Annotated in this window: 11 protein-coding genes; all 11 read right to left on the bottom strand. The window is 71.9% G+C overall.

Features of this window, described 5'->3' with window-relative positions:
- The coding region (locus tag DMH12_RS40495; protein WP_125492039.1) for a twin-arginine translocation signal domain-containing protein at positions 1–150 on the bottom strand (150 nt) is incomplete at its 3' end.
- Between the two features lie 17 nt (positions 151–167).
- Complete coding sequence (locus tag DMH12_RS14850) at positions 168–1,502, bottom strand: polysaccharide lyase family 1 protein (RefSeq protein ID WP_125492038.1); 1,335 nt, start codon at positions 1,500–1,502, stop codon at positions 168–170.
- A gap of 129 nt (positions 1,503–1,631) precedes the next feature.
- Positions 1,632–2,996 carry a sugar ABC transporter substrate-binding protein gene (locus DMH12_RS14845; RefSeq protein ID WP_185832321.1) on the bottom strand — a complete coding sequence of 455 codons (1,365 nt, stop codon included), beginning with the start codon at positions 2,994–2,996 and terminating at the stop codon, positions 1,632–1,634.
- Positions 2,997–3,045: 49 nt separating this feature from the next.
- On the bottom strand, positions 3,046–4,539 hold the full coding sequence (locus DMH12_RS14840) for a glycoside hydrolase 43 family protein (RefSeq protein ID WP_125492041.1): 1,494 nt from the start codon (positions 4,537–4,539) through the stop codon (positions 3,046–3,048).
- Positions 4,540–4,571: 32 nt separating this feature from the next.
- Positions 4,572–5,417: a PmoA family protein gene (locus tag DMH12_RS14835; protein ID WP_125492036.1), complete on the bottom strand. Its 846-nt coding sequence runs from the start codon at positions 5,415–5,417 to the stop codon at positions 4,572–4,574.
- A complete protein-coding gene (locus DMH12_RS14830) occupies positions 5,414–6,571 on the bottom strand; it encodes a Gfo/Idh/MocA family protein (protein WP_125492035.1) in 1,158 nt (385 codons plus the stop codon). Before DMH12_RS14830 ends, DMH12_RS14835 begins: the two co-directional genes overlap by 4 nt.
- Positions 6,568–7,467 (bottom strand): carbohydrate ABC transporter permease, encoded by a 900-nt coding sequence (locus tag DMH12_RS14825; protein WP_125492034.1) that lies wholly within the window; start codon positions 7,465–7,467, stop codon positions 6,568–6,570. Before DMH12_RS14825 ends, DMH12_RS14830 begins: the two co-directional genes overlap by 4 nt.
- The gene (locus tag DMH12_RS14820) at positions 7,464–8,399 is read right to left on the bottom strand and encodes a carbohydrate ABC transporter permease (RefSeq protein ID WP_125492033.1); all 936 of its coding nucleotides are present in this window, start codon (positions 8,397–8,399) and stop codon (positions 7,464–7,466) included. Before DMH12_RS14820 ends, DMH12_RS14825 begins: the two co-directional genes overlap by 4 nt.
- A gap of 101 nt (positions 8,400–8,500) precedes the next feature.
- On the bottom strand, positions 8,501–10,240 hold the full coding sequence (gene araD, locus DMH12_RS14815; RefSeq protein WP_125492032.1) for an L-arabinonate dehydratase: 1,740 nt from the start codon (positions 10,238–10,240) through the stop codon (positions 8,501–8,503).
- Entirely contained in the window at positions 10,237–11,145 is a 909-nt protein-coding gene (locus DMH12_RS14810) for a dihydrodipicolinate synthase family protein (RefSeq protein WP_125492031.1), read from the bottom strand. Before DMH12_RS14810 ends, araD begins: the two co-directional genes overlap by 4 nt.
- Positions 11,142–11,810 carry a GntR family transcriptional regulator gene (locus tag DMH12_RS14805; protein WP_125492030.1) on the bottom strand — a complete coding sequence of 223 codons (669 nt, stop codon included), beginning with the start codon at positions 11,808–11,810 and terminating at the stop codon, positions 11,142–11,144. Before DMH12_RS14805 ends, DMH12_RS14810 begins: the two co-directional genes overlap by 4 nt.
- Positions 11,811–11,941 lie beyond the last annotated feature (131 nt).

Here is an 11,941-nt window from a genome sequence, read left to right as displayed (position 1 = left end):
GACCCGCCCTGTCCCGCAGGGGATTCCTGGTGACGGCCGCCGGCGCGGGCGGGGCCCGGCGACGGCGGGGCGGGCGGGGAGGCCGAGGGCGGCGCCCGCGCCGGCGGCCGTCACCAGGAATCCCCTGCGGGACAGGGCGGGTCTGGGCATGCGGATGCTCCTTCGGGTCAGCGCAGGCGTCCGGCGCCCGCGCCGTGGTCCACGGCGAACGGGACCGCCCAGGCGGGCAGGACCTTGGTGCGCAGGGTGGGCGTCCAGCCGGCGCCGGAGCGCAGGGTCTCCTCCGGAATCTCCGCGTTGTGCACGGCGATCAGGTCGACGGTGCGGCCGTTGACGCGGTTGTGCGCGGCGGTGAGCGGCGCGTCGTTCCAGCGCTTGAGCACGTTCGCGGCGCTGACGCCGTCGGGCAGCGTGAAGGCGTTGTGCTCGGCGACGAGCTGGGACTCCTTGCCCACGCCGAAGCTGTAGGCGTAGTCCTCGCCGGCCACGAAGTGGTTGTTGTAGACGTCGACCTGCCCGAACCGCACCCGGGGGGCGCGCTCGACGAGGTTCTTGAAAAGGTTGTGGTGGAAGGTCACCTTCAGGTGCCCGCGGTCGCCGGCGGCGGTGGACTCGCTGTCGCTGTTGCCGATCAGGATCGTCTTGTCGTGCTCCGTGAACACGTTCCAGGACGCGGTGACGAGGTCGGCGCCGCGGACGACGTCGAGCTGGCCGTCGTGCTGCTGGTAGAGCATGCCGAAGTAGGTGGGCGCCGCGCTGTCGGGGTGGTCGCCGTCGGTGAAGGTGTTGTGGTCCAGCCAGACGTGCGTCGATCCGTACACGACGGCGCTGTCGTACTCGGAGTTCCAGTTGCCCTGGTCGCCGTCCGTGGGGTCCCACTGCGGGAAGCAGTCCAGAGGGCTCTCGAAGGTCAGGTTGCGGACGATGACGTTGTCCACGCCCTTGATCTGCAGACTGGCGCCCTTGAGGCCGGCGTCGCGGCCGACGCCGATGATCGTGGTGTTGGAGGGGACCTCCACCTTGACGGCCAGGTCCTGCCGGGCGGCGGAGGCACGGCGCAGCCCCTCGGGGCTGTCGTCGGGCTCGGCGCTCAGGTCGGTCTCCATGCCCCAGTTCTCGGGGCTGTACTTCTCCAGGTAGGCGTCGAAGTCGTAGCCGGGCGCGGCGAAGGCGTCACATCCCTCGGCGACGGCGTCGACGGTCCCCTTCACCTTGATGATCCTCGGCGCGGTGCCTTCGACGGCGAGCGCGGCACGGAACCCGTCCCAGTCGGTCACGGTGAAGACGCGGGCGGCCTCGGCGGCGGCCCCACCGGTGGTCCCGGACCCCGCCGAGGCCCACCCGTCCTTCGCCGGCAGCGTCTGCCGGGCGGCGTCGCGCGGAGGGTGATGCCCGGGCCGGGCCTGGGCGGTGGCGACGGTCAGGGTCAGCACGAGGGCGGTACAGCCGGCCAGCAGGCCGGCTCTGACTGTGCCATGCCCATGCCATCCAGGTGTGTACATGATGCGGCTCTCCTCTTTCTTCGTAGGGAGGGTTCAACGCCCTCAGGGGCGCGGGGAACTGCGCGCCCAGCCGGGGACGGCCCGCAGTCCGCACACCACAGACCGCCCCACGGCGAAGCTCGGTATGAACTAACCCGCCTGCGCAACCCAGTCGGCCTGCGCAGCGTTCAGCTTCTCGGCCAGATCGTCGAGGAACGACTTCGCGCTCATGTCCCCGAGCAGCACCTTCTGGAACGCCGGCTCACTCTCCGACTTGGACAGCGTGTTCCAGTCCGGCAGGTAGTACGGCAGCTGCACGATGGTCGTCGACCCGTCGTTCAGCGCCTGAGCGGCCAGCTTCGTCGGCTCGGCCTTCTGGATCCACGCGTCCTGCCCGGCCCCGGTGTTGGACGGCACCTGCCCGGCCGACTCGTTGAACTTCGAGTTCTGCTCCTTCGAGGTGGCGAACTCGATGAACTTCCAGGCCGCCTCCTTGTTCTTGGAGCTCTTGAACACGCCGAGCCCGTCGACCGGGTTGGACACCTGGACCCGCTTGCCGCCGGGGCCGACCGGCTGCGGGATGCCGCGGAACTTGTCGTCCCCGAGCGCCTTCACGTGGTCCTGGTAGGAACCGAGGTTGTGGTTGAGCAGGCCGATCGTGCCGGTGTCCCACTGGGCGACCATCTTGGCGAAGTCGTTGTTGACGTCGGCGGCCGGCGTGACCTTCTTGTAGAGGGCGGCGTACTTCTCCAGCGCCGCGACGTTCTTCGGGTCGTTGACGGTGGTCTTCTTCTTGTCGGCGTCCCAGAACGAGGTGATGCCCGACTGCCCGTACATCGCGTCGAACGCCTGGGCGATGGAGCCGGAGCCGCCGCGGATGGTGTAGCCGAACTCGTTCTTGCCGGCGTTGGTGAGCTTCTCGGCGGCCGTGAAGAAGCGGTCCCAGGTGGTCGGCTCCTCCAGCCCGGCCTTCTCGAACAGGTCGGTGCGGTAGTAGAGGACGCCGTTGTTGGCGGAGGTCGGCACCGAGTACAGGGTGCCGTCGCCGCCGCCGGCCGCCTTCAGGGACTCGACCATGTCCTTGTTGAGCTGCCCGTTCAGGGAGGACTTCGCGAGCCGGCCGTCCAGCGGCTCCAGCGCGCCCTGGGCGGAGAAACCCGCGAGCATCGAGGCGGTGACGCCGCCGACGTCCGGCAGGCCCCCGCCCTGGATGGCGGTGTCGACCTTGGACTGGTACTCGGTGGCGGCGATCCCGACGTACTCCACGTCGATGTCCGGGTTGGCCTTCTCGAAGTCGGCGATGATCTCCTTCCAGACGGCCGTACGGATACCGCCGTTGTTGTCCCAGAAGACGATCTTCCCCTTGCCGCTGCCCTCGGCGCCCTTGTCGCCGCCGGTCCCGCTGCCGTCGTCACCGCAGGCGGTGGCGGTCAGCGCGAGTACGGCGCCGAGGGCGACGGCGGCGGACGTCCGGCGCCTGCGTGTACCTCTGCTGCTGAGCATGCTGATCCTCATTGGTCGGCTCTCTTCTTCTGGATCCAACAAAGGGGGAGCTTCGGGTGGTTCAGTCGGTGGGCGGGTGCGGTCCGACGCGGAACCGCGTGAAGGTGGCCGCGCCGGCGTGTCCCTGGCCGGCCGGTGCCAGGGCGAACAGCCCGAGCAGGGCGCCGACCCAGCCCCAGGGGGTGGCGGCGAAGTCCCGGCCGGTGGCGCGCGGGCCGTCGCCCAGGTCGTAGGAGAAACGGCACCGGGCCCCGGCGACGGTCTCCACGCGCAGGAGCGCGCGTCCCCGCGGTGCGGGGCGGGGCCGGCCGGCGTCCCGCTCGGCCTGCGCCCCCGGCTCGGCGAACCGGTGCACCAGGTACGCCGTCCCGTCGGCGTCCCGCTGGAGCCCGATCCAGCGGTAGGCGTCGCCGAGGACCGCGAGCCCGGCCCGCGCGCCCGGCTCCTCGCTGTCCAGCCGCAGCTCCACCTCGACCACCCGGGGCTCGCCGGGCAGCCGCTGCGTGAGCACGCTCGGCACGCGGCGCAGGTCGTGCGCGTCCGCGGAGCGGACGCATGCGAGGCGCAGCCCGTCCCCCGAGTGCTGGGTGGCCCAGCCGTCGCGGGGGTTGGCCGTCCACGACCACTGGCGGCCGTGGCGACCGCCGGGGAAGTCGTCGCCGGTGGCCGGCGCGGCGGGTGGCTGCGGCGGCAGCGCGGGACGCCGGTGCTCGGTGACCGGGGCGCCGTCGTCGCCCAGCACCGGCCAGCCGTCCTCGCCCCACACCATGGGCTGGAGGTGCACCACGCGCCCGTACGCGCCGCGCTGCTGGAAGTGCAGGAACCAGTCCTCGCCGGACGCCGTGCGCACCCAGCCGCCCTGATGGGGGCCGTTGACCTCGGTGTCCTTCTGTTCGAGGACGACCCGCTCCTCGTACGGCCCGAAGAAGGAGCGTGAGCGGAAGGCGCCCTGCCAGCCGGTCTCGACCGACCCCGCGGGCGCCAGGATCCAGAACCAGCCGTCGTGCCGGTAGAGCTTGGGGCCCTCCAGGGTGAACCAGCCGGGGATGCGGTCCGCGTCGACGATCACCTCGCCCTCGTCCAGGACCTCGGTGCCGTCGGGGTGCATGCGGTGGCCGGTGAGGCGGTTCTTGATTCCGGAACGGGACCTGGCCCAGGCGTGCACGAGGTACGCCTCGCCCGTCTCGTCGTCCCACAGCGGGCAGGGGTCGATCAGTCCCTTGCCGGCCTTGACCAGGCGTGGCGCGGTCCACGGCCCGCGGATCTCGGGGGCGTTGACCTGGAAGACGCCCTGGTCCGGGTCGCCCCAGAAGATCCAGAAGCGGTCGGCGTGGTGCCGCAGGGACGGTGCCCAGACGCCCCGGTCGGGGCCGGGCGCCGTGAAGGCGTGGGCGGGTTCCAGGCGGTCCAGGGCGTGCCCGACCAGCGTCCAGTTGACCAGGTCCCGGGAGTGCAGCAGGGGCAGGCCGGGGACGCGGCCGAAGCTGGAGGCGGTCAGGTAGAAGTCGTCGCCGACCCGCACGACGTCCGGATCGGACCAGTCGGCGTTCAGCATGGGGTTGGTGTACGTCCGGGCGCTCTCGGGGGTCACCGGCCGACCGCCTTCCGTACGAGGGCCGCGGCGCCGTCGCCGTCGAGGCGGCCGTCGGCGACCACGGTGACGATCCGGCGGACCAGGGTGTCCCCCGGTGCGACGGCCACCCGGTCGTCGTGGGCCAGCGACGACCCCACCCCCGGGTACTCCTCGGTGCGCACGAACCACGGGTCGCGCCGGGTGCGTTCGGTGGCGCCGGCGAAGACCAGCGTCCAGGTGTCGCCGCTCAGCGCCAGCCAGTCGGCGCGGTGGCCGTGGATCTCCGGCTCGCCCTCCCGGTCGGCGGTGAAGACGCGCGGGGCCGCGTCCTCCTTGCGGGCCCGCCAGAAGAAGCCGCCGTAGGCCGCGCCGGGGCGCCCGTTGGTGGCGGGACTGCCGAAGGTGAGCGGGGCCCTGGTGGCGTTGGTGAGGGAGAAGGTGAAGTCCAGCGCCCAGGCGGTGGCGGTGAGTTCGGTGGCGGCGACCGTGCGGCGTTCGCGCAGCAGCTCGGTGCCCGCGGCGACCCAGCGCAGTTCCTCGACGAAGCCGTCCGGGTCGCGGAGCTGGAAGGCGGTGTGCCGCTGCGCGCCGTGGTTGTCCAGCTCGGTCGGGCCCCGGTCGCGCACGTAGGTGCGCCCGCCCCAGAAGTTGTGCCCCTCGACGTCGGGAACGGCGACACCGACGCCGAGGTGATGGAGGTGGTCGGCGGGGCGGAACTCGGTCACGGGGGTTCCGGCCAGGGTAGTGACGGGGTGCAGGCAGGGGCGCGGGGAGAGCCGGGACGGCAGCTCGGGCCGGGTGAGGTACCGGGCGACGGGGCGGCCCGCCACACGCAGCACCGGGGTGTCGTCGCCGGTCACCGGGCACTCACCTCGTTCAGCGCGTGCTCGGTGCGCGGCGCCCAGGGCGCGCCCAGCTCGGAGTAGAGGCTGAGGGTGTCGGCGGCGGCGGCCACGAGTCCGTCGACGCCGGGGACCACGCGGCGGCTCTCACCGGGGACGCGGTGCCAGGCGCCGGCGGGCAGCGGGTCCGGGTCGGGAGCCGTGCGGATCGCCTCCACCACCCGCATGAAGGCACCGGTCTCGTCCGGCGGCACGAGCAGGGCGGCGCCGGTGGTGAGGTGGTCGACCAGGTTCTCCAGCAGGTCGGTGCGGCCGTACTGGTACTCCTCGGGGCCGTGGCCGCCGCGCTGGAGCAGGATGCGGTCCTGCTTGTACCAGAAGGTGATGCGGCCGCTGCCGCCGTGCAGCAGGACGTACGGCTCGGCGGCCCGCTCCGCGCACAGGGTCGCGGCGACGGTGACGCGGTGCCCGCGCGCGGTGCCGATCCGCACGCAGGAGGTGTCGTCGGCCTCGATGTCGTTGGCGTGACTCAGTTCGGTCTCGATGCCCGTGACGTCCTCGGCACGGGTGGTGCCGCCGAGCGCGAGGGCGGTGGCGACGGCGTGCGCCAGCGGGTTGGTCAGCGCCCCGTCGATCACGTCGGCGCCGTCCATCCGCCGCCGGCCCGCCCAGGGCGCCCGGCGGAAGTAGGCCTCGTCCCGCACCCACGCCCCGGCCCCGCCGACGCCCACGACCTCACCGATCGCCCCCTCGGCCACCAGTTCCCGGATCGCCGGCACCGCGTGCGAGCCGAGTGACTGGAACCCGACCTGGCAGGCCACGCCGGTCCCGGCGACCCCGTCGGCCATCCGGCGGAACTCGGCGTAGGACGGCGCCGGGGGCTTCTCCAGGAGCAGGTGCACGCCCCGCCGGGCGGCGGTCAGCGCGAGGTCGGTGTGGGTGGGGATCGGCGTGCAGACCACCGCGACCCGGGCGCCGGTGGAGTCCAGCAGGGCACCGAAGTCGGCCGACTGCTCGGGGAGTTCCCCGCCGGCCTCCTGCTCGGTCAGCGGGGTCAGTTCGCAGATCCCGGCCAGCCGGACCAGTCCGGCCCGCTCCAGGCGGCGGATGTTGGCGACGTGCCAGCGGCCGTGCCCGCGGGCGCCGGCGAGGACGACGGGAAGCGGGCTCATCCCTTCACCGCCCCCGCGCTGAAGCCGGTGATCAGCCACTTCTGGATGAAGGCGAAGACGATCACGACGGGGACCGCGGCGATGATGCCGCCCGCGGCGAGCGCGCCGAGGTCGACGCTGTCCGCGCTCATCAGGGAGTTGAGGCCGACCGGGATGGTCTGCTTGGACTGGTTGTTGAGGAACATCAGGGCGAACAGGAAGTGGTTCCAGGAGTGCACGAAGGCGAAGGAACCCACCGCGATCAGACCCGGCCGCAGCAGCGGCAGCACGACGATCCGGAAGGCCCGGAACCGGCCGCAGCCGTCGACCCAGGCCGCCTCCTCCAGGGAGTACGGCACGTTCTTGATGAAGTTGCTGATCAGGATGATCGACAGCGGCAGCTGGAAGACGGTCTCGGCGATGATGACGCTGCCCAGCGAGTTGATCATCTGGAGTTCGGCGAAGATCTCGAACAGCGGCACGAGCAGCAGCGCGCCGGGCACGAACTGGGAGCACAGCAGGCCGAGCATGAAGACCCGCTTGACCTTGAAGTCGAACCGGGCGAGGGCGTAGCCGCCGGCCAGGGCGACGAGGGTGGTCATCACCAGGGTGGCGACGCCCACGTAGACGCTGTTCTGGAAGAAGGTTCCGAAGCTTCGGTCGGTCCACACCTTCTCGAAGTGGTCGAACGTCATCGGCCAGGGCACCAGCGAGGTCGAGCCCGCCGGGCGCAGCGCGAAGAGCAGGATCCAGTAGAACGGGATCAGGGTGAAGACCAGGTAGATGCCGAGCGGGAGGTAGATCTGCCAGCGGGGGACCTCGTCCCAGGCGGGGCGGCGTTTCCCGGCCGGCCGCGGCGGTTCGTGGTCGGGCCGCGTCGGCGCGGGGGCGGGCGCGGTGGCCTCCTTGGTGATCACTTGTTCTCGCCTCCGAACTTGCTCAGCCGCAGGTAGACGATCGAGCAGAAGAGCAGGATCACGAACGCGACCGTGGTGAGGGCCGACGCGTAGCCGAAGTCGTGGGCGTCGACGCTGGTGTTGGCGATGTACAGCGGCAGGGTCGTGGTGACGCCCGCGGGTCCGCCGCCGGTCAGGGTGTAGAGCAGGTCCACGTTGTTGAACTCCCACACCGCGCGCAGCAGGGTGGACAGGATGATGGCGTCCTTCAGGTGCGGCAGCGTGATGTGCCAGAACTGCTTGAGGCGGCTCGCCCCGTCGACCTCGGCGGCCTCGTACAGGTCCTTGGAGACGGACTGGAGGTCGGCGAGGATGAGGATCGCGAAGAAGGGGACGCCGCGCCACAGGTCGGCGACGACCGCCGCGGAGAACACGGTGGAGGTGTCCGAGAGCCAGCTGGTGCCGTAGGAACCGATGCCCATGTCGGCGAGGTAACGGCTGATGCCGGTCTGGGAGTTGTAGAGCAGCACCCAGATGGCCGAGGTCAGGACCCCGGAGACGGCCCAGGGGGAGAAGACCAGGGCGCGCCCCACACCCCGGCCGACGAAGGTCTGGTTGACGATGAGCGCCAGCGCCAGGCCGAAGAGCAGTTGCAGCCCCACCTCGACGAAGACCCACTTGGCGCTGAAGACGAGGGTGTCCAGGAACACCGGGTCGTCGGTGAAGATCCGGACGAAGTTGTCGAAGCCCGCGAAGCCGTTGCGCCACGGCTTGGTCGGGTTGTAGTGCTGCAGGCTGTAGTAGAAGACGCTGATGACCGGATAGGCGATGAAGCCCAGCATCAGCAGGACGGCCGGCCCGATCAGCAGGTAGGGGAGCCTGCGCGGGGTGGCGGAGGCACGGCGCCGCCGGGGTGGCGCGGGCGGTTTCGCCACGGCTGCGGCTTGGGCCATGACAGTTCTCCGTTCTGGTTCTGGTACGTCGTGCGCGGGTCGTGCAGGAAGCGCTTTCTCGGCGTGCAGGGGGGTGCGGAGGTCTTTCGTGCGGGGGGGGGTCAGCCGGCGTACGGGTCCCGCACCGCGCCCGGGCGGGCCAGGAACTCGAAGTCGCAGCCGGTGTCGGCCTGGGTGATCTGTTCGTCGTAGAGCGCGCCGTAGCCGCGCTCGGCTCGGGCGGGCGGCGGCGTCCACGCCGCCCGGCGCCGCGCCAGCTCCTCGTCGTCCACGTCGAGCCGCAGCGAGCGCGCCTCGACGTCGAGGGTGATGGAGTCACCGGTGCGCACCAGCGCCAGCGGTCCGCCGACGTGCGACTCGGGCGCCACGTGCAGCACGCAGGCGCCGTAACTCGTGCCGCTCATCCGGGCGTCGGAGATCCGGACCATGTCGCGCACGCCCTGCTTGAGCAGGTGGTCGGGGATGGGCAGCATCCCGTACTCGGGCATGCCGGGGCCGCCCCGGGGGCCGGAGCCGCGCAGCACCAGCACGCTGTCGGCGGTGATGTCCAGGTCCGGGTCGTTGATGGTGCGCTGCATGGTCCGGTAGTCGTCGAAGACGACCGCGCGCCCGGTGTGCTTGAGCAGGTGCGGCTCGGCGGCGATGTGCTTGATCACCGCGCCGTCCGGGCACAGGTTGCCGCGCAGGACGGCCACCCCGCCCTCGCTCGCGACGGGGTTGTCCCGGGGCCGGATGACGTCGTCGTGGTGGACGAGGGCGCCGTCCAGCTGTTCCCGCAGCGTGTCGTGGGAGACGGTGGGCCGGTCCAGGTGGAGCAGGTCGGTGATGCGGGAGAGGAACCCGGGCAGGCCGCCGGCGAAGTGGAAGTCCTCCATCAGGTACGTCTGTCCGCCGGGCCGCACGTTGGCCAGGACCGGCACCGTGCGCGCGATGCGGTCGAAGTCGTCGAGCGTGAGGGTGACGCCCGCGCGGCCCGCCATGGCGATCAGGTGGATGACGGCGTTGGTGGAGCCGCCGAGGCCGAGGACCGTGGTGACCGCGTCCTCGAAGGCGTCCGCGGTGAGGATGTCGCTCAGTTTCCGGTCCCGGTGGACCAGTTCCACGATGCGCAGGCCGGCCGCGGCGGCCATCCGGTCGTGGCCGGAGTCGACGGCCGGAATGCTGGAGGCGCCCGGGACGGTGACGCCGAGGGCCTCGGCTGCGGCGGTCAGCGTGGAGGCCGTACCCATCGTCATGCAGTGGCCGGGCGAGCGGGCCAGACCGCTCTCCAGTTCGTGCATCTCGCAGTCGCCGATGAGCCCGGCCCGCATGTCGTCCCAGTACTTCCACATGTCGGTGCCGGAGCCGAGGGTCTCGCCGCGCCAGTGCCCGGGGAGCATCGGCCCGGCGGGGACGAACACCGCCGGGAGGTCGACGCTGGCGGCGCCCATCAGCAGGGCGGGGGTCGACTTGTCGCAGCCGCCCATCAGCACGGCGCCGTCCACCGGGTAGGAGCGCAGCAGCTCCTCGGTCTCCATGGCGAGGAGGTTGCGGTAGAGCATGGGCGTCGGCTTCTGGAAGGTCTCGCTCAGCGTGGAGACCGGGAACTCCAGCGGGAATCCGCCCGCCTGCCACACACCCCGCTTCACCGCCTGGGCGCGGTCGCGCAGGTGGACGTGGCAGGGGTTGATGTCGGACCAGGTGTTGAGGATGGCGATGACGGGCTTGCCGAGGTGCTCCTCGGGCAGGTAGCCGAGCTGCCGGGTGCGGGCGCGGTGGCTGAAGGAGCGCAGGCCCGAGGAGACGCCGCTGCCGTACCACTGGTGGCTGCGCAGCTGTTCGGGGGATTTCCTGGGTGTCATATCGACCATCCGGCGGCGATGGCGGCGACCTCGGCGCGCTCGCTCTCGGGCAGGGGCTTGCTCGGCGGGCGGACCTCCCGCCGGCACAGGCCGAGGGCGGCGAGGGCCTCCTTGACCACGGTGACGTTGTTGGCGGAGCCGTTGGCGGCGCGCAGCTCCTCGAAGCGGCGGATCTGCTCCCAGACCTTCATGGCGGCCGGGTAGTCGCCCGAGCGGAGCGCCTCGATCATGTTCAGCGACACGGCCGGGGCGACGTTCACCAGCCCCGAGGTGAAGCCGGTGGCTCCCGCGCTGAAGTACGAGGGTGCGTAGGGCTCGGCCAGGCCCGCGATCCACACGAAGCGTTCGAGGCCGGCGTCGCGGGCGAAGGCGGCGAACCTGGCGGCGTCCGGTACGGCGTACTTGACGCCGAGGACGTTGGGGCAGGCGTCGGCGAGTTCGGTGAGGCGGGCGCCGGCGAGCCGGTCGTTGCGGATGTAGGGCACGACGCCGAGTTCGGGCACGGCCTCGGCGATGGCGCGGTGGTAGTCGACCCAGCCGCCCTGGGCGACGTAGGGGTGGACGGGCTGGTGGACCATCACCATCGAGGCGCCCAGTTCCCGGGCGTGCCGTGCGGAGGCGACGGCGGTCGGCAGGTCGTGGCCGACGCCGACCAGGATCGCGGCGCGGTCGCCCGCCTCCTCGACGGTCAGCTCGGTGACCAGGCGCCGCTCGGCCGGGGAGAGGGCGTAGAACTCGCCGGTGTTGCCGTTGGGGGTGAGGGTGGTGATGCCGCCGTCGAGGAGACGACGCAGCAGGGCCCGGTAGGTGGCGGGGTCGACGGAGCCGTCCTCGGCGAACGGGGTCACCGGGATCGCCACCACGTCGGCCAGGGCCGCCCGCTGGGTCTCGAACGTCGCTGTCATGCCTGACCGTCCTCTTCCTGGGCCGTCGTCCCCGCTTCGGGGAAGGCCCGCTCGACGAAGGACGCGATGTGCGCGTGCAGGGCGCGGGCCGCGCCGTCCGCGTCACCGGCGAGGGCGAGGCGCAGGATCTCCTGGTGCTCGCCGGCCTCCCGCTGCCAGGAGGGGTCGGCGGCCCAGGCGACGGCGGAGACGAGGGCCGCCTGGTCGCGGACCTCGTCGAGCATCCGGCCGAGCAGCGGGTTGCCGCAGGGCACGTACAGGGCGCGGTGGAACTCGCGGTTGGCCAGCGACCGTTCGGCCGTGTCGGTGGCCTGGTCGGCCCGGGTCAGCGCGGTGCGGGCGGCTTCCAGGGAGGCGCCGCGGCGCACGGCGCGCCGCAGGGCCTCGGGCTCCAGGAGCAGCCGCACGTCGTAGACCTCGCGCGCCATGTCCGCGTCCACCATGCGCACCGTGACGCCCTTGTACTGGCTCATCACGACCAGTCCGGTCCCGGCCAGCGTCTTGAGCGCCTCGCGCACCGGTGTCTTGGACACCCCGAACTGTGCGGCGAGGTCGGTCTCGACCAGGGCCTGGCCAGGCGTCAGCCGGCCGGTGAGGATGCGGCGTTTGATCTCCTCCAGCACGTACTGCGTGCGGGAGGGGATCGGCGTGGGCACAGAGGTCATGCGCGCCTCTCGGAGTCTCGCGTCGGATGCGCGGGCGCCGGACGTCCGCCTTCGGATATCCGATCTCGCGTATCGCGTCTCATATATGACGTACGGAGTACGACGCGTTGAAGGTAAGAGGGGCGCGAGGC

This window comes from Streptomyces sp. WAC 04229 (assembly GCF_003947455.1).
In the GTDB taxonomy this organism is placed as follows: Bacteria; Actinomycetota; Actinomycetes; order Streptomycetales; family Streptomycetaceae; genus Streptomyces.
Note: the sequence above shows the minus strand (reverse complement) of the source record. Positions and strands in the feature narration are given on the sequence as shown.